Here is a 19,633-nt window from a genome sequence, read left to right on the forward strand (position 1 = left end):
CCCCCATTCGCTGCGCGAATGGTCCCCCTCCCCGAGCAAGCTCGGGGAGGATTGATGACCCCCCTCATCCTCTTTCCCGCCATCGACCTGAAGGGCGGTCAGGTCGTGCGCCTGGCCGAAGGCGACATGGCGCGTGCCACCGTTTATGGCGACGATCCGGCCGCCCAGGCGCGGCTGTTTGCCGAAGCGGGCGCAGACTGGCTGCACATGGTCGATCTCGACGGCGCCTTTGCCGGACGAACGGTCAACGGCGAAGCGGTCGCGGGCGCGATCGAGGCGTTCCCCGGCAAGGTTCAGCTCGGCGGCGGCATCCGCGACATGGCCGGGGTCGAGCGCTGGCTGGCGCTGGGCGTGGCACGCGTGGTGATCGGGACCGCTGCGTTGAAGGACCCCGATTTCGTGAAAGCCGCGGCGCGTGCGTATCCCGGCCGGATCGTCGTCGGTGTCGATGCGCGCGACGGCATGGTCGCGACCGAGGGTTGGGCCGACGTGTCCGATGTCGCCGCGGTCGACCTGGCCCGGCGGTTCGAGGATGCGGGCGTCGCGGCCCTGCTGTTCACCGATGTCGGTCGCGACGGGCTGCTCAAGGGGTGCAATGTCGAGGCGACGGTGGCGCTCGCCCGCGCGGTGTCGATCCCGGTGATCGCCAGCGGCGGCGTTGCGGGAATGGCCGACATCCACGCGCTGGTCCGCCATGTCGGCGACGGGGTGGAGGGCGTCATCACCGGCCGCGCGCTCTATGACGGACGGCTCGATCTGGCCGAGGCGATTGCGGTGGCGCGGGGGCAGGGAGCATGAGCGGCACTGCAACTGACTTCGGTTCCCACATCCGTTCGTTGATCTTGTTGCGCGTCGAGTTCCCCGGATGACCGTCCGGGCGCGCGTCATCCCCTGTCTCGACGTCGCCGGCGGGCGCGTGGTCAAGGGCGTCAATTTCGTCGCGTTGCGCGACGCGGGCGATCCGGTCGAGCAGGCGCGCGCCTATGACGCAGCGGGTGCGGACGAGCTCTGCTTCCTCGACATCACCGCCAGCCACGAAGCGCGCGGCACGATGGTCGATGTCGTGCGCCGGGTGGCGCAGGTCTGCTTCATGCCGGTCACCGTTGGCGGCGGCGTGCGCGCGCCCGAGGACGCGCGCGCCCTGCTGCTCGCGGGCGCAGACAAGGTCGCGGTCAATTCCGCCGCGGTTGCCAGGCCCGAACTGGTTGCCGACATCGCCGACCGGTTCGGCGCGCAATGCGTCGTCGGCGCGATCGACGCGCGAAGGAATGGCGACGGGTGGGAGGTCTTCACCCATGGCGGACGCAAGCCGACGGGCATCGATGCGGTGGAGCATGCCGTGCGCCTCGCCCGCCTGGGCGCGGGCGAGCTGCTGGTCACGTCGATGGACCGCGACGGCACCCGTGACGGCTATGACCTGGCGCTGACCCGCGCGATCGCCGATGCGGTGACGGTGCCGGTGATCGCCAGCGGCGGGGTCGGCAAGCTGGTCGCCGGCATTCGCGACGGCCATGCGAGCGCGGTGCTTGCCGCGTCGATCTTCCATTTCGGCGAGGCGACGGTGGGCGACGCCCATGCCGCGCTCGCGGCCGCAGGCATCGCCGTGCGACGGCCGATTGTCGGCTGAGCTTACACTTCACGCACTCACGCCGCCGCGATTAACCAATGCTTCGCCCGGCTTCGGCGACTTTGCGAGAATCGGCACCGTTCTTGATTAAGCATGATGCGGATGGACCGTTGACCAGGGAGAGATCAATGAAGCCACTCGTTCAAACCGCCATCATCGTCGCCGCGCTGGCGCTGCCCGCGGGGCTCGCGAGCGCCTATGACAAGCCGCCCTCGCATCCTCCCCGCACCGGATCATCGGGCGGATCGACCGGAGGGTCCTCGGGCGGCAAGCCCGTAGCTGTGCCGGAGCCGGCCGAGATGGCACTGTTCGGCATGGGCATCGCCGGTCTGGTCGCCGGTCGCTGGATCGGGCGGCGCCGCAAGGCGCAGGGCTGACGCTTCCTTAACTGCCCGCGTTGCAGGGTGGCGGGCATGCCAAGCATGGTTCGCCACCCCATTCCGGTGCTCGCGCTCTGGTTCGCGCTGAACGCCGCCACCCCGGCAGACGGCTTCGAGGCCTCGGATGCGGCGACGTTCGGCTTCGTGGCGATCGGCCTTTGGGTTGCGCGCCGGGCGCTGCGGCATCGCTTTCCTCGCGACCGGGCGTCCGAAACCGAGCGGGATTGACGCCGGCGCAGCGCAGCGGGCAAAGCCGCGCGCATGGACGATCGCCTGAACCTGTTGGAATCGATGATCCGCAGCCGGATGAGCGGTGATCCGGCGACGTCCTATGTCGCGCGCCTGCACGCCGCGGGCCGGGCGAAGATCGCGCAGAAGGTCGGCGAGGAAGCGGTCGAGACCGTGATCGCGGCGATTGCCGACGATCGCGCGGCCCTGACGTCCGAAGCCGCCGACCTGATGTTCCACCTGATCGTGCTGCTTGCCGATGCGGGGCTCGGCCTCGACGATGTCCGCGCCGAGCTCGCCCGGCGCGAGGGCGTGTCGGGCCTGGTCGAAAAGGCCGCGCGAACGTGACCGCCGCCCGCTCCATCGCGTAAAGTTCGAGGACTCGCCGCCCATGCCGATCGATGCCACCCAGCCCTATGACGACGCCAACATCTTTGCGCGCATCCTGCGCGGCGAGATACCGGCCACGCGGGTGTACGAGGACGACCACGCGCTCGCCTTCAACGACATCAACCCGCAGGCGCCGACGCATGTGCTGGTGATCCCCAAGGGTCGGTACGTCAGCTGGGACGATTTCAGCGCCCGGGCGAGCGACGCGGAGATCGCCGGGTTCATCCGCGCGGTCGGCGCGGTGGCGCGCGCCGCCGGGCTGGTTGCGCCGGGCTATCGCCTGCTCGCCAATATCGGGCGCGATGCGCATCAGGAAGTCCCGCATCTGCACGTCCACATCTTTGCCGGGCAGCCGCTTGGGCCGATGCTGGCTCGGTAAATGGCGCGAAAAGGATTGCACGGGCGCGGTTTGCGTCTAGGCTTCGCCAATTCAACATTTCACGGGACGGCAAGAGCCGCCCGCGACCCAAGGGGATTTGACTGAATGAAGTTTGCGCGCGTCAAGCCACTCGACGCCATCCTGGCGACCGCCAAGGCGAAATCGCTCGAGCCGACACTGGGCTGGTTCCAGCTGACCCTGTTCGGCATCGGCTGCGTCATCGGGACCGGGATTTTCGTGCTCACCTCCGCCGGTGCGCAGAAGGCGGGACCCGGCCTGATGCTCGCCTTCGCCATTGCCGGCGCGATCTGCATCGTCGCCGCGCTCTGCTACGCGGAAATTGCCGCCATGATCCCGGTGGCGGGTTCCGCCTATACCTACACCTATTCGGTGATGGGCGAATTGCTCGCTTGGACGGTCGGCTGGGCGCTGGTGCTTGAATATGCGGTGGCGGCCAGCGCGGTGTCGGTCGGCTGGTCGGGCTATTTCACCGGGACGATATTGAACCAGTTTTTCGGGATACAGCTGCCGGCCTGGCTGGCGGGCGGCCCGCTCGCGCTGGGTGGTGTCGAGGGCGGTTTGATCAACCTGCCGGCCGTCGTCATCGCGCTGCTCGTCACCTGGCTGCTGATGATCGGCACCAATGAATCGGCGCGCGTCAACGCGATCCTGGTCGCGATCAAGGTGACCGCGCTGACCGTGTTCATCATCCTGACGCTGCCCAAGTCGGAAATGGCCAATTTCAACCCGTTCCTGCCCGCTGGCGTGTTCGGCGGCTTTGGCTCCGGCATCGGTGCCGTGGGTGCGGCGGCGACGATCTTCTTCGCCTATGTCGGCTTCGACGCGGTGTCGACCGCAGCCGAGGAAACCAAGAACCCACAGCGCAACGTACCGATCGGGCTGATCGGGTCGCTTGGCTTCTGCACCGTTTTCTACATTCTGGTCGCGGCCGGGGCGATCGGCACCATCGGCGGCCAGCCGATCGTCGGGCCCAACGGCATCCCCTTCCCCGCCGGTTCGGAGGAACTGGCGCGCCAATGTGCACTCCCGCAATATGCCGAGGCGCTGGTCTGCTCGAACGAGGCGCTGGCGCACGTGCTGCGCCAGATCGGCTTCTCGTCGATCGGCAACATGCTGGGCATTGCCGCCTTCGTCGCGCTGCCGTCGGTCATCCTGATCCTGCTGTTCGGCCAGACGCGCATCTTCTTCGTCATGTCGCGCGACGGTCTGCTGCCGGAGGGGCTGTCGAAGATTCACCCCAAGTGGAAGACGCCCTATGTCGTCACCGCGCTGACCGGCGGCGTGGTCGCATTCGCCGCGGCGTTTCTGCCGGTCGGCCAGCTTGCCGACATCGCCAATGCCGGCACGCTCTATGCCTTCATGATGGTCGCGATCGCGGTGATGATGCTGCGCCGGACCGAACCCAATCGCGAGCGCCGGTTCAAAACGCCGATGCTGTGGCTGATCGGGCCGCTGACGATCGCCGGCTGCATCTTCCTGTTCCTCAACCTCCCGTTCGAAGCGATGCTCGTGCTGCCCGCCTGGGGCGCGATCGGTCTCGTGATCTATTACGCGTACAGCTACAAGGCGAGCCATGTCGGCAAGGGGATCATCACCGTCGTCGACCTGGACGACGTGAAGGAGCATGTGCCCAACGTGTGATGCTGGCAGTTGCAGTCCTTCGATACGGGTCTTCGCCAGGCTCAGCCCCTACTCAGGAGGAGCGGGTTGGGACTAAGGACGAAATTTTCTAGACAGCGAAAAGGCCGGGGAGCGCCCCCCGGCCTTTTTGGTTGTTGAGAACCAGATCACCCTGGCTCACCCCTCCCCTTCAGGGGAGGGGCTTAACCGGGCCAAGTTGGTGACAAAACGCGCCTGCCAGTTCAGCCCAGCTTCTGCGCCACCAGCGCCTTCAAATCGACCTCGGGCCGGGCGCCATAGTGGCTGATGATCTCTGCCGCGCAGATCGCGCCCATGCGCAGCGACGTGGCCACATCGCGCCCCTGGGCCTGACCATGAAGGAAGCCCGCCGCGAACAGGTCGCCCGCGCCCGTCGTGTCGACGACCCGGTCGATCGGCTCGGCAGCAACCTCCACGCGCGCGCCGTCCTGGACCGCGATCGCGCCCTTCTCGCTACGGGTCACGACCAGGGTAGGCACCTGCGCCGCCGCACTGGCAACGGCGGCGTCGAAATCGTCGGTCCGACACAGTGCGAGCAGCTCGTTTTCATTGGCGAACAGGATGTCGATCAACCCGTCGGCCATCAGCGCGCGGAAATCGTCGCCGTGGCGGCTGATGCAGAACACGTCCGAAAGCGTGAACGCGACGCGGCGCCCCGCGGTTCGGGCAATGTCGATCCCGGCACGCATCGCCCGGCGCGGCTCTTCGGGGTCCCACAAATAGCCTTCGAGATACAGGATCGCCGCGTTGGCGATCAGGTCGCGGTCCAATGCCGCCTCGGGCAGGAATTGGGACGCGCCCAGAAACGTGTTCATCGTCCGCTGGCCATCGGGAGTGACGAAGATCAGGCAGCGCGCGGTGGTCGGCGCGCCGGACCGGACCGGGGTGTCGTAGCGGATGCCCGACGCGCGGATGTCGTGGGCAAAGACCTGGCCGAGCTGGTCGTCGGCGACCTGGCCGATGAAACCGCACTTGCCGCCGAGCGTCGCGATGCCGGCGATGGTGTTCGCGGCCGAACCGCCCGATACCTCGCGACCGGGGCCCATCTTGGCATAGAGCGCGTCGGCCTCCTCCGGCGAGAACACCAGTTGCATGGATCCCTTGGTCATCCCCTCCTGGACGATGAAGGCGTCATCGGCCTGGGCAAGGATGTCGACGATCGCATTGCCGATGGCGACAACATCATAGGCGGCTTCGGTCACTCGGGTCTCCGGTCGGTTCGGGTTGGCGGCGCCGTAGCCAGTGGGCCGGCGTCGCGCAACCGCGTTGACGCGCGCCGCCGGCCCAGTCCAAACGGTGCGCGATGCTGAACGCACTCATCCTGTCGCTGCGCCAGCTCGACGATCGTCCCGTGTGGAGCGTGATGCTCAAGTCGTTCGCGGTAACGGTCGCGCTGTTCGCGGCACTCGGTCCGCTATGCTGGTGGCTTGCACGGCGCGCGGCCGGCTGGGCGGGCGGCACCGGGTGGTGGCAGGAGCTGGCCGGCGCCGTCGCGGTGCTGGCGGTGGTGCTGGGTGCGTGGTTGCTGTTCCGGGCGGTTGCGGTCGCGGTCATCGGCATGTTCGGCGACCAGATCGTGCGCGCGGTCGAGGCCCGGCATTATCCCGACCGGCTGGCGAGCGCCCGCGACGTCGCGTTCCTGCCCTCGCTGCGCATGGCGATCGCATCCGCGGCGCGCGCGATCGGCGTCAACCTGTTGCTCGCGCCAGTCTATCTGATCCTGCTGTTCACCGCGATCGGCCCGGCCATCGCGTTCTTCGCGGTCAACAGCTGGCTGCTTGGCCGCGACCTGGGCGACATGGTCGCGGCACGTCACCTGCCCCTCGATGCACTGCCCGACTGGCGGGCGCGCACCCGCGGGGAACGGCTGGTCCTGGGCGCAATCGGCACCGCGCTGTTCCTCATCCCGATTCTCAATCTCGCAGCGCCGATCCTGGGCGCGGCGATGGCCACGCATCTGTTCCACCGGAGGAAATCGTGAATTATCCGCCCCGCTTCGTCCTGATCGCCATCGCGTTGCTGATGAGCGGATGCGCGGCGGTGCCCCCGCCCGCCACTGCGCCTCGCGCGGTCGCGCCGCCGACCTACCGCACCGCCGGGCTTGAGCGGGTGCTGGGCCAGAACGAAGCCGCGCTGGTCCGCGCGTTCGGCAAGCCGATCCTGGAGACGAGCGAGGGCGTGGGCCGCAAGCTGCAGTTCGGCAGCGGGCTGTGCGTGCTCGACACCTATCTCTATCCCCCCAACGCCGACGGCAGCGGCGTACCGGTGGTCAAGCACATCGACGCGCGCCAGCGCAGCGGCGGCCCGATCGACCGGGCAAGTTGCGTCGCGGCACTGACCCGGCGGTAGGGGTATATTCGGCGCATCCTTCGCCCCAATCCCGTCGCCCCAGCGAAGGCTGGGGCTTCCCGCCGCGCCGGCGCACTGTCGTTCGCGCGAGATGCCAGCCTTCGCTGGCATGACGCCGATTGGTTTCAGGAACCAAGTGCATTCCACTCCGCCAACACATCCGCATCCATCTCCGCCCCCGCTCGGACCGCACGCTCCGCCGCCGCGCGCGCCGGATCGAGCTGCGCCAACGCCCACACGGCCGCACCGCGTACGACCGGCGCGGGATCGTCGAGCAGCGCCACCGCCACCCCCTGGGATGCCGCATCGCCGCTGTTGCCCAGCGCGATCAGACAGTTGCGCGCCATGCGGTCGCGGCCGATCCGCTTGATCGGCGACCCGGCGAACACCTGGCGAAAGCCGGCGTCGTCGAGCGCGAGCAGGTCGCCGAGCATGGGCGCGGCAAGCTCGGCACGCGGCGCAAAGGCGCGGTTGGCGGCGGCGGCGTGCGCGAACTTGTTCCACGGGCACACCGCCAGACAATCGTCGCAGCCATAGATACGATTGCCGATCGCGGCACGAAATTCGTGGGGAATCGGTCCCTTATGCTCGATGGTTAAATAGGAGATGCAACGTCGCGCATCGAGGCGATAGGAGGCGGGAAACGCATCCGTCGGACAGGCCGCGTGACAGGCGCTGCACGAGCCGCAGCGGTCGGCGCCCGGCGAGTCGGGCGCAAGATCGAGCGTCGTGTAGATTGCGCCCAGGAACAGCCAGCTGCCATGGTCGCGGCTGACCAGATTGGTATGCTTGCCCTGCCATCCCAGGCCCGCGGCTTCGGCGAGCGGCTTTTCCATGACGGGCGCGGTGTCGACGAATATCTTGAGCGGTGCGCCCGCCGTATCCGCCAGCCAGCGGCCCAGCGCCTTGAGCGCGCGCTTGACCACGTCGTGATAGTCCGCGCCCTGGGCATAGACCGAGATCCGGCCGCGATCCCCCGCCCCCGCCAATGCCAGCGGATCGGTCGCCGGGGCATAGCTCATGCCAAGCGCGATGACCGATCGGACGTCCGGCCATAGGCCCGCGGGGCTGGAGCGCTGGTCGGCGCGTTCCTCCATCCAGATCATCGACCCGTGACAACCGTCCGTCAGCCAGCGGCGCAGGCGTTCGCCGGCGCGCGGTGCGGCGTCGGCCGGCGCGATTCCGCACGCGACAAAGCCCAGTTCGGCGGCTTTCGCCCTGATTCGTGCTTCCAGTGGCTTGTGTTCGGACACATCCCCCCGCTACCACAGCCTTGGCGTGAAGGGGGAATGGCTTGAACGATCATCTTGCGCTCAGCGCATCGGGGCTGGTGAAGCGTTTCGCGGGCCGGCGGGTGGTCGACGGGGTCGACATCCAGGTGCCGCTCGGCTCCATTTATGGCGTGCTGGGGCCCAACGGCGCGGGCAAGACCACGACGCTGCGCATGCTGCTGGGCATCATCGAGCCGGACGAGGGGCACCGCACGCTGCTGGGCCATGACAGCCCGCGCGATGCCAGCGACCTGATCGGCTACCTGCCCGAGGAGCGCGGGCTGTATCCCGGCATGAAGGCCAAGGAGGCGATCGCGTTCATGGGCGCGCTGCGCGGGCTCGACTGGGCCACGGGGCGCAAGCGCGCGGTCGAGCTGATGGAGGGTGCGGGGCTCGGCCACGCCGTCGACAGCAAGATCCGCAAGCTGTCCAAGGGCATGGCCCAATTCGTCCAGCTGCTGGGGGCGGTGGTGCACCGGCCCCGGTTCCTCGTGCTCGACGAACCCTTTTCCGGTCTCGATCCCGTCAACCAGGAACGGCTGGAAAAGCTGATCCTTGCCGAGCGCGACCGCGGCGCGACCGTCCTGTTCTCGACGCATGTCATGGCACATGCCGAACGGCTGTGCGACCGGCTGGCGATCATCGCCGGCGGCAAGCGGCGTTTCGAGGGCACCGTCGCCGAGGCACGCGGCATGTTGCCGATGCGCGCGCATTATGTGCCCCACCGCCCATCCGACGCGATCGCCGCGCTGCTGCCCGCCGATGCCGAGCGCGAGGGCGAGGGATGGCGCTTCACCTTGCCCGACGAGGGAATCGAGGCACCGCTGGTCAAGCTGATCGATGCGGGCTTCGGCATTTCCGGGCTGTCGATCGAACGGCCCGGCCTGCATGAGGCGTTCGTCCGCATCGTCGGGGCCGAAGCCGCGGGAGACGTGCGATGAGCAAGTTTCGCCGGCTGGCCCGCCAGACGCTGACCGTCGCGCGGCGCGACTTCGTCGCCACCGTCTTCACCCCCACCTTCCTGCTCTTTCTGATGGCGCCGCTCATCATGACCGGCTTTGCCGCGATCGGCGGGCTGGGTGCGGCGACGGTCGCCGATTCGGCCGGCAGCAAATTGCGGCTCGTCGCGATCGTCAGCCCGGCCGACCAAGCCGAGCTACGCGCCGCCGACCGGGCGTTGCGCACGCTGTTCCGCACCGACGAGCTGCCGCCCGAGCTGACCTTTGCGACGCCCGCGCGCGATCCGGTCGCCCAGGCAACCGCAATGTTCCGCGCGAAGAACTCCGCCGTCACCGCGACGATGAGCGGCCCGCTCGCGCGGCCGACGGTGTTCTATAATCCGCCCAGCATCCGCCACGGCCGTTATCTCGCGCGGCTGGCGGACGAAGTGCTGTCCGCCCGGCGGCTCGGCACGCAGGCCGCGCTGTCGCGGCCGGTGATTCGCGCGGTCGAACGCGACACGCCGTCGCTGGTCGGGCGCAACGGCAGTGCATTCTTTGCGGTGTTCGGGCTGTTCTTCATCACCCTGCTGCTCGCCGGCCAGGCGGTCGGGACGATGGCGGAGGAGCGGTCGAACAAGGTGATCGAGGTGCTGGCGGCCGCGGTGCCGCTGGAGAGTGTGTTCCTGGGCAAGCTGATCGGCATGTTCGGCGTGGCGGTGCTCTTTCTGGGCTTCTGGAGCGTGATCGGCGCGAATATCGTCGGTTTCGTCCCGCCCGATGCGGCGCGACGGATCGCCGACCTGACCCCGGCGATCGGCATCGTCCCGTTCGCATTGCTGTTCTTCGGCTATTTCACCATGGCCTATATGTTGCTGGGCGCGGTGTTCCTGAGCATCGGGGCGCAGGCGTCGACGCAGCGCGAGATCCAGATGCTGTCGCTGCCGATCACGATTTTCCAGGTCGCGATGTTCGGACTGTCGGCGGCGGCGGTTTCCAATCCCGACGCGTGGTTCGCCACCCTGGCGGAGGTGTTCCCGTTCAGCTCGCCCTTTGCCATGGCCGGCAAGGCAGCGGCGTCGGCGCAATTGTGGCCGCATTTCGCCGCGCTGGCATGGCAGCTGCTGTGGGTGTCGCTGACGATCTGGCTGGGCGCGTCGCTGTTCCGTCGCGGGGTATTGCAGTCGGCCGGGCCGAAAATCCGCTGGTTCGGAAAGCGGCGCTATTGACATTCGTGTCAGCTAGCCCTTCTCTTCGCACAGAGGAGAGGCAGCATGGCAACGATCGCGACCGAGACTGAAGCCGGGACAGCGGCGGACCCGTTCGACGTGACGCGGCCCGAGCTGTATCGCGACGACACCTGGCATGCACCGTTCCGCAAGCTGCGCGCCGATGCGCCCGTCCATTATTGCGCGAACAGCGACTTCGGGCCCTACTGGTCGGTCTCGAACTACAAATATATTGTCGAGGTGGAATCGCTGCCCGACCTTTATTCCTCCGAGGTCGCGGGGATCACCGTCGCCGACCTGCAGGAGGGTGACGTGCGGATGCCGATGTTCATCGCCATGGATCGGCCCAAGCATACCGGCCAGCGGCGCACGGTGGCCCCGGCCTTCACCCCCAGCGAAATGATTCGCCTCAATCCCAACGTCCGCCAGCGCACCGCCGAGATCCTCGACGCGCTGCCGGTGGGCGAGACGTTCGACTGGGTCGACAACGTCTCGATCGAGCTGACCACCCAGATGCTGGCGATCCTGTTCGACTTTCCGTGGGAGGACCGGCGCAAGCTGACCTTCTGGTCCGATTGGGCGGGCGACATCGAAATCGTCAAGGATGCGGAAAAGCGCCAGGAGCGACTGAAGCACCTGTATGAATGCGCCGCCTATTTCGGCCAGCTGTGGCAATCGAAGATCGGCAAGGATCCGACGCCCGACCTGATTTCGATGATGCTGCATTCCGACGCGATGGCGGAAATGGAGCCCAACGAGTTTCTGGGCAACCTGATCCTGCTGATCGTCGGCGGCAACGACACGACGCGCAACTCGATGACTGCCTTTGCCTATGGTCTCGATCAATTCCCCGACGAGCGCGCCAAGCTGGAGGCCGATCCGGCGCTGATCCCCAATGCGGTGCAGGAAATCATCCGCTGGCAGACGCCGCTCAGCCACATGCGCCGCACCGCGACGCAGGACACGGTGCTGGCAGGGCAACAGATCAAGGCCGGGGACAAGATCGCGCTGTGGTACGTCTCGGCCAATCGCGACGAAAGCGTGTTCGACGACGCCGATTCGATCCGCGTCGATCGCCCCAATGCGCGCCGGCATCTGGCGTTCGGGCACGGCATCCATCGCTGCGTCGGTGCGCGGCTCGCCGAGCTGCAGATCGGCATTTTGATGGAGGAAATGGCCAAGCGCCGGCTGCGCGTCAACGTCGTCGGCGCGCCCGAACGGATCGGTGCCTGCTTCGTCCACGGCTATCGCAAGCTACCGGTCGAGCTCAGCCGCTACTGAGCCCGATCCGCCAGCGCCAGGGTCAGTCGGCGAACACCGGCGCGCGCTTCTGCATGTTGGCCATCACCGCTTCGACTTGATTGGGTGAGCGCATCAGCCGGCGCTGTTCGTCGCTTTCGGCCTTGAGGATCGCAGGGGCATCGGCATCCGCGGCCAGATTGGCGAGCCGCTTGGCCGCGCGGATCGCCAGCGGATTGCGCGCCGCAATCGCCCGTGCCAGCGCCATCGCCTCGGCATGCGGATCATCGGCGATGCGGGTAACGAAACGCATGGCCACGGCTTCCTCCGCGCTGAATTCGCGCGCGGTATAGGTGAGCTCGCGCAGGACATCGTCGGCGACGGTGGTGCGCCACAGCGCGAAGCCCGCCATGTCGGGCACGATCCCCCATTTCATCTCCATGATCGACAGCCGCGTGCCCGGCGCCGCGATGCGGATATCGGCACCCGACAGGATCTGGAACCCGCCGCCGAACGCAAGGCCGTGGACGGCAGCGATCACCGGCACGGCCAGCGTCCGCCACCCCCACGCGACCTGCTGCACGATATTGGCATCGCCCCAGGGGCGATGATCCAGGTCGATGCCCGAGCCGCCGGTCGCCATGCTGGCCATGTCGAGCCCGGCGCAGAACGCGCGCCCCTCGCCCGACAGCACCACCGCGCGCACGCCCGCCATCGTCCCCAGCCGGTCGATCGCGTCGCAAATGCCGGTGAACATCGCCGGATCGATCGCGTTCATCTTGTCGGGCCGGGCCAGCCGCACATCGGCGACGCCGTCCACCAGATCGATCGTCACGCGCTGTTCGCTCATCATCCCGCTCCCCGTGCAGCCGGGCCGACGATGCGTCGTCAACCGTTGCGTTGCAAGGCCCGCGCGATCCATCGTTCGGCGTGGCCGGCGACGCGGGCGTCGGTCGCGCGCGCGCCGGCTTCGGCCCAGGCGAGCGCGTCCTCACCGCCCGACGCCGCGATCAGCGCGTCGAGCGCGGTCACCCGCATCCGCGCGCATGGATGCGTGCGGAACAGATACGCCGCGATATCGGTGCCGTTGCCGCCCAGCTGTGCGGCGATCGCAACCAGCGCCTCGGCACTCGTCACGCTCAGATTGGCGGCGACCCGATTGCCGGCGATGTCGAAGCGGTACTGGTCGCGCCAGGGCTGGCCCGGATCGTGGCGCAGGATGTTGAGCGAGACCGAGAACGCATCCGGAGGTGCCTGAACATGCACGTCGCGGTGCGCGCGATAAAGCATCAGCCGCCCCGGTTCGAGCCGGGCACGCTCGACAAAGCGCAGGTGCGCCGGTGCGCCGGGGACGCCCGTGATCCGCGCCGGATCGGCCTCGTAATAATCGCTCCAATAGCCCGGCCCCAGATAGCCATAGGTCAGGAACGCGAAGTCGTGATCATGGGGAAAGCCATAGAAGAACGCTTCGGGGCCGCTGGCGCGCAGCACCGCGTCCTCGGCGGCGGGCCAGAAATTGGCGCGGACCAGGAAGCGGCCATCGGACGGACGAAGTATCATGACCTGGGGACCGTAGCCCGCACCGCGCGGCACCGCCGCCCGGCCGCGCGCCGACAGCTCGGCAACCGCCAGATCGCCCAGAAAGGTGCGGTTGCGCCCCAGCTGCGCGAGCAAGGGGCCGAGCGAAGCGAATGCATCGTCGTCGCTGGAGTCGAGGCGCGCGGTCGCCAGCGCGTCGTCCAGCGCCTCCAGGCCGATCGGATCGGCCGCGCCCGGGGCCATAACCAGCGGCATCAGGCGTGCAGGCGGGCCAGCGTAGCGGCGGCGGCGGCGCGGACATCGGGGTCAGGGTCGTCAGCCGCCACCTCGCCCAGGCGCGTCACCGCGGTCGCATCACCCAGCATCAGCCATTCGCGCATCGCCTCCCACCGCAGAAACGCGGTCCCGCCTCGGCTGGCGACGTCGAACTGCGCCGCCGCACCACGATGATCGAGCGCGCGCAGCAGCCGAAGCAGCATCTGGCTGCGCGCAGCCCCGTCGTCGGCGGTCGCGACGCGGATCAGGCTGCCGTCACCGGCATCATGCTCGTGAACACTGGCCGCCGCCCCCAAACGCGCGCTGACCGACAGCATCACGATCGGCTGCGGCACCGGCTGCGCCAGGCGTTGCGCCGTGGTTCGACCGTCGGTGACGACGACCGAACGATCGGCGGGCAACAGGTCGGGTTCTCGCACGAGGCACGGGACATCGGAGCGAAGCCGCCAGCGTTCGATGCGCACGCCGCCAGCGCGCAGATAACAGGTCGCCGACCAGCGCCCCGATCGCACCAAGCGCCCCGCGCCCGCTCCGGCGGGCGGTGCGACCCCGTCGGGCAGCACGGTCGCAGTGATCGTGGCGGTCGCGCCATCATGGAGCAGCAGCGTCCGGCGCGCGGCGTCGCGGCTCGATCGCACCGGCGGCTCGGCGAGCGGCGTGGCGACGATGATCGCCAGCCATTGCGCGACCACTGCCTCGAACCAGCCGGGTTCATGCAGCAGCGCCAGCGCCGCCGGCACAAGGTCGGCCAGCGTGCCGGCGGCCTCAATGGGGGCGATCAGCTGCCGCCATTCAGCGTCCGCCGCCCAGGACGCGGCCCATTCGCGCGAACGCACTGCGCCGTCGCGCCACTGGGTTGCGCTCGGCTCAGTCCGGGTGGAGCTCATAGACGATCTCGGCAATGCTGATCGTCGATTCGAACACGTCGTCGCCGATCCGTTCGCACGTGCGGATCGCCCCCAGCGTCGCGACGGGCATCGCCAGGTCGGCGATGTCGCACGCCCGGATGATCCGGCGAGTTCCGGCGTCGGTCATGGCATTTTCCCCTTGGTTTCAGCCTGCCGCAGCAGCCGGCTGCGGCATGCGGGACGCTGCCGTTGCGGCCATCCGACGGCCACAGTCGACTGGTCCGTTTCGGAACGGTGTGCGCGCCGCTTGATCGCAAATGCCCGGCGCACTAGCAGCCCGGATGATGGAAACGCCGCCGCTCGCAGATCGCCATTTCGACCCCGCCCGGTTCTTTGCCGCGCGTTCGGACGGGCACGGGCGCACGCTCGGCATCGAATATCGCGCGCACGGCGCCGACTGGTGCGAGCTGGCATTGCCCTATGATCCGCGGCTGATCGGCGATGTCGCGACGGGCGTGATCGCATCGGGGCCGATCCTGACGCTGATGGACATGGCGACGAGCATCGGTGCGTGGTTGAAGCAGGGCAGGTTCGCGCCGCAGGCGACGATGGACCTGCGCATCGACTATCTGCGCGCCGCGCGCCCCGGCCACAGCGTGATCGGACGCGGCGAATGCTATCGGCTGACGCGCTCGATCGCGTTCGTCCGCGGCCAGGCGCATGACGGCGACAGCGCCGATCCGATCGCGCATGTCGCCGGCACCTTCATGCTGCTGGACATGCCGTCATGAAGCTGCCGCCCTATGCCGACCTGCTCGGCCTGACGTTCGACGCGCCGGTCGCTGCGGACGGCGCGCCCGTGCTCGTCATGCCGTTCACCCGCGACGTGATCGGGCGTCCGGGTTTCCTCCATGGTGGAGCAATTGGCGGCCTGCTCGAGATGGCGGCGATCGTCGCGCTCTATCACGCGCTCGGCGACGACCCGGCGCGGGTGAAGCCGATCAACGTAACCGTCGATTTCATGCGCGGCGGCCGCGACAAGCCGACTCGTGCAATCGGTATCGTCACCCGAGTCGGCACCCGAATCGCCAATGTCGAGGCGATCGCGTGGCAGGACGATCGCGACCGTCCGATCGCATCCGCGCGGATGAACTATCTCATCCAGCGACCGGCCTGACGTCGAGCCTCGGAATCTCCTGCATCGGGCAGCGGTCCATCACGACCTTCAACCCGGCTGCCTCGGCACGCTGCGCCGCATCCGCGTTGACGACGCCAAGCTGCATCCACACCGCCTTCGCGCCGACAGCGATCGCGTCATCGACCGCCTCGCCCGCCGCCGCCGAGTTGCGAAAAATGTCGACGATGTCGATCGGCACGCCGATCTGGGCAAGCTCGCGAAATACGAACTCGCCATGGACATGCTCGCCGGTGATCTGCGGATTTACCGGGATCACGCGATAGCCCTGGTCCTGGAGGAATTTCATCACGCCGTTCGATGCACGCTCAGGCCGGTCGGAGGCGCCGACCATGGCGATGGTGCGTGCTGATTCGAGCAATGCGCGGATGTCCTCGTCGCGTGTCAGTGGCATGGTGCCGCCTTTCCGGTGTTCGATTTTCGCCCTGCCCCGCCAACGCGGCCGAACGCGACGCGTTGCATCCGACGCCGTGAAACCTTTTTGCGTCGCCCGACGAATATGAGGCATCAATCCGGTTAGGGACACCCATGATGAATTTTCTGCGTCGCCAGTTTCTGAAGATCACCGGGACCAGCGCAGCCGCGCTCGCGGTGGGCTGCACCGCGGCGGAGGGCTCGGGCACCGAGCGTTTCGAGGTCAGCCTGACCGAGGGCGAGTGGAAGAAGCGGCTGACCCCGCAGCAATTCTATGTGCTGCGCCAGGAAGGCACCGAACGTCCGTTCACCAGCCCGCTGAACAAGGAAAAGCGCGCCGGCGTGTTCACTTGCGCCGGCTGCGCGCTGCCGCTCTTCTCCTCCTCGACCAAGTTCGAGAGCGGCACCGGGTGGCCGAGCTTCTGGGCACCGCTCAACAATGCGGTGAAGACGCGGCGCGACTTCTCGCTCGGCTTTCCGCGCACCGAAGTGGTCTGCCGCCGGTGCGGCGGGCACCTCGGCCATGTGTTCAACGACGGGCCGGCCCCGACGGGCCAGCGCTATTGCATGAACGGCGTGGCGTTGAACTTCGCGCCCGGCAAGGCAGCCTGAGACCGGAGGTCGCCGGACGCACGCAGCGCGCTGGCGCGGCGTGCGTTCAGTCGAAGGTGAGTACCTGACCGCGTTCCGCGCCGCCCGATGCCGGGTCCTGCGGGATCACGTCCGCGCCCGGCGCCCGGGCGTAGATGAAGCCATTGGTCGGATAGGCGCTGATGCCCAGATCGCCCATCGGAGCATACCAGACGCGCACCTCGCTCCAGTCGCCCGCCGCCGAGACGTCGATCGCGCGCACGTCACGTTCGATACCGCCGCGACGCGACCAGTTGGCATGGGTGAGCAGCACTTCGCGGTCGCTGATCACGCGCGAGACCATCGCCACATGCCCCAGACGCATCCGCTTCGTCGGCGCGAAGCTGAGCACCGCGCCTTCGACCGGCCGGCTGCCGCGATCGTAGCGCCCGGCGGCCTGATCCCACCAGCTTTCGGCGTTGCCGTAAATCTCGATGCCGGAAATCTCGCGCGCATAGGGTGCGCACTGCCAGAACTGGGCGGCCGCGGGACTGATCGTGCCGATCGTGCACATCACGACCAGAACCATGCGCGAAAGGATCGTCGTCGGCTGCATTCAAACCCCCCGGCCTGTTCCTTCCCTGGACGTCGCGATCTGAGCAGGCGGCGCGGCCCCGGAAAAGGGGGCGCGGGCTGCTTATCGGGCGAGCGGTGTGAAACCGGCGACGACCGGATGGAACCCCCCGCGGACCCTCGCCGAGTCGAAAGACCAGCCGCGCGACCACCTGCGAATTTGTTGCGCAGCACGAATATCCACAGACATTTTGGATCGCCCGTCATCGCAACGGGCAAATTTTGTTGCAACGCAGCAGTTTGTGTGATTCGATGGTGAATGACGGCTGTCAGAGTGGTTAAGGACATGGTTAACCATTCGGGCGCATGTTGATGCCGTTGGATTTTGAGCGGGTGGAGCAGGCAATGGGTGCACGGTCCAAGCCAGCACAAGGCGCAATGACGCTGGCGGAAATGAAGGAATTTGCCGGGTTCGCGGCGGGGACGCAGCGTTACGTGCGGCGTTCGCTCGACATCGGGCTCGACCGCGACGATGCGATGACCCTGTGGTCGCGCGACGTCGTCGAGGCGGCAAGCATCCGCGCACAGGCGCGCGTTTATGAACGCCTTCCCGACATTCGCGCGATGGTACCCGATGACAGTGGCCTCGACGCGGTCGAAAGCTTCATGGCGCCTTTGGTCACGATTTCGGCCTTCGATCTGGGCCAGGGTCGCCTGACCAACTTCTCGGCCTATCGCTTCCTCTATGAACGGCTGATCGGTGCGGAAGTGCGTCCGTGGCTGCCGGCGGCCTTTTGCTCGGCGGCGGCGCTGCCGCACCTGCATCCCGACCTTCGCCGGCGGCTGCTGCAGTCGATCAGCGAAGCGGCGGCGACTGCATCGGGCTGGTCGACGCGCCAGCCGTCCTTTTATCCCGCCTGGGTCGAAAAGATCGACGCGACCGCATTGCCGAACTGAGCGCCGGTACCCTGCCGCCGGTCGTCAGCGGCACGCCCGCCAGCGCATCGCGCCACGATCGGCGTGATCGAGGTGGAAATGGTCGCGATGCGCCGCATTGTATTCGGGTGACAGCGTCGTCGCGAACAGGTCGCACGCGCCATCCCGCACATCGCGCAGAAATGCGCCCGCCGGCCCCGCATCATCCCAGTCCGCCAGCAGGGTGATCCTGCGCCCATCGGCCAGGACGAAACCGGCGATGTCGACCGCGTCTGCGGTGGCGTGTTCGCTGAGCGGTCCCGTCTCCCGGCTGTACATCCGCCGGCAATTATAGCTGCCCAGGTGGAGAAACTCGGTCACCTTGCTTCCGAAGTGGCGCTCGGCGGCGGGCTGAACGACCTGCCATTCCCACAACGCCAGCGACGCGGCCACCGGGCACGCCATGCCCAGCCGCGCGGGGCGAAAAGCGATGCGGCGGGCGCCCCCCGGCTGCAGCTCGACCCCGTCGGCATAGCCGCACGCACCCTCCGTCACCGCAGCGAGCGGCTGAAAGCGCACCCCCGCCTGGTCGAGCAACGCGCGGCATTGCGCGAAATCACGCGTGAGCGCGGTCAGCTTGCCGCCGGTCGCCATGCCGATCGGCTGCGCCAGGTCGAGCGGCGTCCATGGCAGGTTCTGCGGCCGGCTGCGCAGCCAGGCATAGGCGGCGAACAACACTCCCAGCACGATCGCCGCGACCACCGCCGCCTGCGCGGCGCGGCGCAGCGCCTTCATGCCCGGAACGCCGCATCGGCGGGCGACGCGGTGATCGGGTAGCCCAGATCGTCGGGGATGCAGAGCATGTCGACCCCGTCGCGCCGCTCGACCCATGGCGTGATCTTGCGGATCGGCCATTCGGCGGCGTCGGCCAACGCATCGGCGAAGCACGCATAGCCGGCCAATCGCTCCAGCGTCCGGCGCGTCGGGAAGATCAGACGGACCTCGTCCCGGTCGGCCTGATCCAGAATGTCGGCCGCGCTTGCCCAGAAAACGCGGACATTTTCCGTGCCGTCGACCTCCGGCATTGCCATGTCATCGGGTGCGCGCGCCAGGTAGAAGCGGGTGTCGAAGACGCGCGCATGCGGAAAATCGGGGCACCAGCGCGCGAACGGAGTCAGACGGTCGGTCGCCAGCGCATAGCCCGCGTCATGCAGCGCCGCACCCGTCGCCATGCCGCCCGCCAGGTCGCGGCGGAGGCGCGACAAATCGCCCTCGCCGGTCAGGCCGACCGCGACGCCCGCCTCTTCCGCCGTCTCCCGGATCGCGGCGATGCGCGCGGCGCGCTCGACCATGGCGGCATCGTCATCTGTCTGCAGGCGCGCGAGCGCATAGTCCGCCGCGTCGATCCGGCCGCCGGGAAAGACGATCGCCCCGCCGGCAAACCGCATCGCCGGCGATCGTTCGACGAACAGCAGTTCGGGCGGCGCGCCGGCGCGATCGCGAAACAGGATCAGCGTCGCAGCGGGAATCGGGGGCTGGGCAACGGGCGACGTCATCGTGGCGACATAGCGTCACTCCACGCGAAGCGAAAAC

Annotated in this window: 26 protein-coding genes; 16 read left to right on the forward strand and 10 right to left on the reverse strand. The window is 68.1% G+C overall.

Annotation, left to right across the window (positions count from 1 at the left end; all coding sequences use genetic code 11):
• Positions 1–54: 54 nt before the first annotated feature.
• From hisA to AX676_RS04755, 7 genes are all read left to right on the forward strand, one after another.
• Complete coding sequence (gene hisA, locus AX676_RS04730) at positions 55–798, forward strand: 1-(5-phosphoribosyl)-5-[(5-phosphoribosylamino)methylideneamino]imidazole-4-carboxamide isomerase (protein WP_066476630.1); 744 nt, start codon at positions 55–57, stop codon at positions 796–798.
• A 67-nt stretch (positions 799–865) separates the two neighbouring features.
• Positions 866–1,627: an imidazole glycerol phosphate synthase subunit HisF gene (gene hisF / locus AX676_RS04735; protein ID WP_066544136.1), complete on the forward strand. Its 762-nt coding sequence runs from the start codon at positions 866–868 to the stop codon at positions 1,625–1,627.
• Between the two features lie 128 nt (positions 1,628–1,755).
• A complete protein-coding gene (locus tag AX676_RS04740) occupies positions 1,756–2,004 on the forward strand; it encodes a PEP-CTERM sorting domain-containing protein (RefSeq protein ID WP_066476636.1) in 249 nt (82 codons plus the stop codon).
• Between the two features lie 45 nt (positions 2,005–2,049).
• Positions 2,050–2,235: a hypothetical protein gene (locus tag AX676_RS17655; RefSeq protein WP_066644384.1), complete on the forward strand. Its 186-nt coding sequence runs from the start codon at positions 2,050–2,052 to the stop codon at positions 2,233–2,235.
• 33 nt (positions 2,236–2,268) lie between these two features.
• The gene (locus tag AX676_RS04745) at positions 2,269–2,583 is read left to right on the forward strand and encodes a phosphoribosyl-ATP diphosphatase (RefSeq protein ID WP_066476639.1); all 315 of its coding nucleotides are present in this window, start codon (positions 2,269–2,271) and stop codon (positions 2,581–2,583) included.
• Positions 2,584–2,626: 43 nt separating this feature from the next.
• Entirely contained in the window at positions 2,627–3,004 is a 378-nt protein-coding gene (locus AX676_RS04750; protein ID WP_066476642.1) for an HIT domain-containing protein, read from the forward strand.
• A gap of 105 nt (positions 3,005–3,109) precedes the next feature.
• Complete coding sequence (locus AX676_RS04755; RefSeq protein ID WP_066476645.1) at positions 3,110–4,666, forward strand: amino acid permease; 1,557 nt, start codon at positions 3,110–3,112, stop codon at positions 4,664–4,666.
• Between the two features lie 221 nt (positions 4,667–4,887).
• Here AX676_RS04755 and AX676_RS04760 read toward each other — a convergent pair whose 3' ends face one another.
• Positions 4,888–5,886 (reverse strand): adenosine kinase, encoded by a 999-nt coding sequence (locus tag AX676_RS04760; RefSeq protein ID WP_066476647.1) that lies wholly within the window; start codon positions 5,884–5,886, stop codon positions 4,888–4,890.
• A 101-nt stretch (positions 5,887–5,987) separates the two neighbouring features.
• Here AX676_RS04760 and AX676_RS04765 point away from each other — a divergent pair, with 101 nt between their 5' ends.
• A complete protein-coding gene (locus tag AX676_RS04765; protein ID WP_066476649.1) occupies positions 5,988–6,665 on the forward strand; it encodes an EI24 domain-containing protein in 678 nt (225 codons plus the stop codon).
• Positions 6,662–7,033, forward strand: a complete 372-nt coding sequence (locus AX676_RS04770) for a hypothetical protein (RefSeq protein WP_231726648.1) — start codon at positions 6,662–6,664, stop codon at positions 7,031–7,033. Before AX676_RS04765 ends, AX676_RS04770 begins: the two co-directional genes overlap by 4 nt.
• 125 nt (positions 7,034–7,158) lie before the next feature.
• Here the strand turns inward: AX676_RS04770 and queG are convergent, their stop codons facing one another.
• The gene (gene queG / locus AX676_RS04775) at positions 7,159–8,286 is read right to left on the reverse strand and encodes a tRNA epoxyqueuosine(34) reductase QueG (RefSeq protein WP_066476651.1); all 1,128 of its coding nucleotides are present in this window, start codon (positions 8,284–8,286) and stop codon (positions 7,159–7,161) included.
• A 41-nt stretch (positions 8,287–8,327) separates the two neighbouring features.
• On the opposite strand from queG, the gene AX676_RS04780 reads away from it, so the two are divergent.
• The 3 genes from AX676_RS04780 to AX676_RS04790 are packed head-to-tail and all read left to right on the forward strand — an operon-like array spanning position 8,328 to position 11,752.
• Entirely contained in the window at positions 8,328–9,245 is a 918-nt protein-coding gene (locus AX676_RS04780) for an ABC transporter ATP-binding protein (protein WP_066476652.1), read from the forward strand.
• On the forward strand, positions 9,242–10,471 hold the full coding sequence (locus tag AX676_RS04785) for an ABC transporter permease (RefSeq protein WP_066476654.1): 1,230 nt from the start codon (positions 9,242–9,244) through the stop codon (positions 10,469–10,471). Before AX676_RS04780 ends, AX676_RS04785 begins: the two co-directional genes overlap by 4 nt.
• A gap of 45 nt (positions 10,472–10,516) precedes the next feature.
• Positions 10,517–11,752, forward strand: coding sequence for a cytochrome P450 (locus AX676_RS04790; RefSeq protein WP_066476661.1), 1,236 nt, complete (start codon positions 10,517–10,519; stop codon positions 11,750–11,752).
• Between the two features lie 22 nt (positions 11,753–11,774).
• Here AX676_RS04790 and AX676_RS04795 read toward each other — a convergent pair whose 3' ends face one another.
• The 4 genes from AX676_RS04795 to AX676_RS17660 are packed head-to-tail and all read right to left on the reverse strand — an operon-like array spanning position 11,775 to position 14,560.
• Positions 11,775–12,563 (reverse strand): crotonase/enoyl-CoA hydratase family protein, encoded by a 789-nt coding sequence (locus AX676_RS04795; protein ID WP_443026059.1) that lies wholly within the window; start codon positions 12,561–12,563, stop codon positions 11,775–11,777.
• 35 nt (positions 12,564–12,598) lie between these two features.
• Positions 12,599–13,504, reverse strand: a complete 906-nt coding sequence (locus AX676_RS04800) for a hypothetical protein (RefSeq protein ID WP_066667268.1) — start codon at positions 13,502–13,504, stop codon at positions 12,599–12,601.
• A complete protein-coding gene (locus AX676_RS04805) occupies positions 13,504–14,412 on the reverse strand; it encodes a hypothetical protein (RefSeq protein WP_066476666.1) in 909 nt (302 codons plus the stop codon). Before AX676_RS04805 ends, AX676_RS04800 begins: the two co-directional genes overlap by 1 nt.
• Positions 14,393–14,560, reverse strand: coding sequence for a hypothetical protein (locus AX676_RS17660; RefSeq protein ID WP_156437621.1), 168 nt, complete (start codon positions 14,558–14,560; stop codon positions 14,393–14,395). Before AX676_RS17660 ends, AX676_RS04805 begins: the two co-directional genes overlap by 20 nt.
• Before the next feature lie 130 nt (positions 14,561–14,690).
• Here AX676_RS17660 and AX676_RS04810 point away from each other — a divergent pair, with 130 nt between their 5' ends.
• Together AX676_RS04810 and AX676_RS04815 are read left to right on the forward strand one after the other, a co-directional pair.
• Complete coding sequence (locus AX676_RS04810) at positions 14,691–15,164, forward strand: PaaI family thioesterase (protein WP_231726047.1); 474 nt, start codon at positions 14,691–14,693, stop codon at positions 15,162–15,164.
• A complete protein-coding gene (locus tag AX676_RS04815; RefSeq protein ID WP_066476669.1) occupies positions 15,161–15,550 on the forward strand; it encodes a PaaI family thioesterase in 390 nt (129 codons plus the stop codon). The genes AX676_RS04810 and AX676_RS04815 overlap by 4 nt, the downstream gene beginning before the upstream one ends.
• Here AX676_RS04815 and AX676_RS04820 read toward each other — a convergent pair.
• On the reverse strand, positions 15,531–15,962 hold the full coding sequence (locus tag AX676_RS04820; RefSeq protein ID WP_066476672.1) for a CoA-binding protein: 432 nt from the start codon (positions 15,960–15,962) through the stop codon (positions 15,531–15,533). The genes AX676_RS04815 and AX676_RS04820 overlap by 20 nt on opposite strands.
• Before the next feature lie 137 nt (positions 15,963–16,099).
• Here AX676_RS04820 and msrB point away from each other — a divergent pair, with 137 nt between their 5' ends.
• A complete protein-coding gene (msrB, locus tag AX676_RS04825; protein ID WP_066476711.1) occupies positions 16,100–16,594 on the forward strand; it encodes a peptide-methionine (R)-S-oxide reductase MsrB in 495 nt (164 codons plus the stop codon).
• 46 nt (positions 16,595–16,640) lie between these two features.
• On the opposite strand, the gene AX676_RS04830 is transcribed toward msrB, so the two are convergent.
• Complete coding sequence (locus AX676_RS04830) at positions 16,641–17,168, reverse strand: CHAP domain-containing protein (RefSeq protein ID WP_066476675.1); 528 nt, start codon at positions 17,166–17,168, stop codon at positions 16,641–16,643.
• A gap of 362 nt (positions 17,169–17,530) precedes the next feature.
• Here AX676_RS04830 and AX676_RS04835 point away from each other — a divergent pair, with 362 nt between their 5' ends.
• A complete protein-coding gene (locus AX676_RS04835) occupies positions 17,531–18,082 on the forward strand; it encodes a hypothetical protein (protein WP_066476677.1) in 552 nt (183 codons plus the stop codon).
• Between the two features lie 24 nt (positions 18,083–18,106).
• Here the strand turns inward: AX676_RS04835 and AX676_RS04840 are convergent, their stop codons facing one another.
• Both AX676_RS04840 and AX676_RS04845 read right to left on the reverse strand, forming a co-directional pair.
• A complete protein-coding gene (locus tag AX676_RS04840) occupies positions 18,107–18,835 on the reverse strand; it encodes an extensin-like domain-containing protein (protein WP_066476679.1) in 729 nt (242 codons plus the stop codon).
• Entirely contained in the window at positions 18,832–19,596 is a 765-nt protein-coding gene (locus AX676_RS04845) for an NUDIX hydrolase (RefSeq protein WP_066476683.1), read from the reverse strand. Before AX676_RS04845 ends, AX676_RS04840 begins: the two co-directional genes overlap by 4 nt.
• Between the last annotated feature and the right edge of the window lie 37 nt (positions 19,597–19,633).

Origin of the sequence: Sphingomonas sp. CCH21-G11, assembly GCF_001555965.1 — a bacterium.
Classification (GTDB): Bacteria; Pseudomonadota; Alphaproteobacteria; order Sphingomonadales; family Sphingomonadaceae; genus Sphingomonas.

Bases quoted from the DNA above. Each gene is read 5' to 3' on its own strand.
- hisA (WP_066476630.1), top strand. From the start codon at position 55: ATGACCCCCCTCATCCTCTTTCCCGCCATCGACCTGAAGGGCGGTCAG.
- hisF (WP_066544136.1), top strand. From the start codon at position 866: ATGACCGTCCGGGCGCGCGTCATCCCCTGTCTCGACGTCGCCGGCGGG.
- AX676_RS04740 (WP_066476636.1), top strand. From the start codon at position 1,756: ATGAAGCCACTCGTTCAAACCGCCATCATCGTCGCCGCGCTGGCGCTG.
- AX676_RS17655 (WP_066644384.1), top strand. From the start codon at position 2,050: ATGGTTCGCCACCCCATTCCGGTGCTCGCGCTCTGGTTCGCGCTGAAC.
- AX676_RS04745 (WP_066476639.1), top strand. From the start codon at position 2,269: ATGGACGATCGCCTGAACCTGTTGGAATCGATGATCCGCAGCCGGATG.
- AX676_RS04750 (WP_066476642.1), top strand. From the start codon at position 2,627: ATGCCGATCGATGCCACCCAGCCCTATGACGACGCCAACATCTTTGCG.
- AX676_RS04755 (WP_066476645.1), top strand. From the start codon at position 3,110: ATGAAGTTTGCGCGCGTCAAGCCACTCGACGCCATCCTGGCGACCGCC.
- AX676_RS04765 (WP_066476649.1), top strand. From the start codon at position 5,988: ATGCTGAACGCACTCATCCTGTCGCTGCGCCAGCTCGACGATCGTCCC.
- AX676_RS04785 (WP_066476654.1), top strand. From the start codon at position 9,242: ATGAGCAAGTTTCGCCGGCTGGCCCGCCAGACGCTGACCGTCGCGCGG.
- AX676_RS04790 (WP_066476661.1), top strand. From the start codon at position 10,517: ATGGCAACGATCGCGACCGAGACTGAAGCCGGGACAGCGGCGGACCCG.
- AX676_RS04795 (WP_443026059.1), bottom strand. From the start codon at position 12,563: ATGATGAGCGAACAGCGCGTGACGATCGATCTGGTGGACGGCGTCGCC.
- AX676_RS04800 (WP_066667268.1), bottom strand. From the start codon at position 13,504: ATGCCGCTGGTTATGGCCCCGGGCGCGGCCGATCCGATCGGCCTGGAG.
- AX676_RS04805 (WP_066476666.1), bottom strand. From the start codon at position 14,412: ATGAGCTCCACCCGGACTGAGCCGAGCGCAACCCAGTGGCGCGACGGC.
- AX676_RS17660 (WP_156437621.1), bottom strand. From the start codon at position 14,560: ATGACCGACGCCGGAACTCGCCGGATCATCCGGGCGTGCGACATCGCC.
- AX676_RS04810 (WP_231726047.1), top strand. From the start codon at position 14,691: ATGCCCGGCGCACTAGCAGCCCGGATGATGGAAACGCCGCCGCTCGCA.
- AX676_RS04815 (WP_066476669.1), top strand. From the start codon at position 15,161: ATGAAGCTGCCGCCCTATGCCGACCTGCTCGGCCTGACGTTCGACGCG.
- AX676_RS04820 (WP_066476672.1), bottom strand. From the start codon at position 15,962: ATGCCACTGACACGCGACGAGGACATCCGCGCATTGCTCGAATCAGCA.
- msrB (WP_066476711.1), top strand. From the start codon at position 16,100: ATGAATTTTCTGCGTCGCCAGTTTCTGAAGATCACCGGGACCAGCGCA.
- AX676_RS04830 (WP_066476675.1), bottom strand. From the start codon at position 17,168: ATGCAGCCGACGACGATCCTTTCGCGCATGGTTCTGGTCGTGATGTGC.
- AX676_RS04835 (WP_066476677.1), top strand. From the start codon at position 17,531: ATGGGTGCACGGTCCAAGCCAGCACAAGGCGCAATGACGCTGGCGGAA.
- AX676_RS04840 (WP_066476679.1), bottom strand. From the start codon at position 18,835: ATGAAGGCGCTGCGCCGCGCCGCGCAGGCGGCGGTGGTCGCGGCGATC.
- AX676_RS04845 (WP_066476683.1), bottom strand. From the start codon at position 19,596: ATGACGTCGCCCGTTGCCCAGCCCCCGATTCCCGCTGCGACGCTGATC.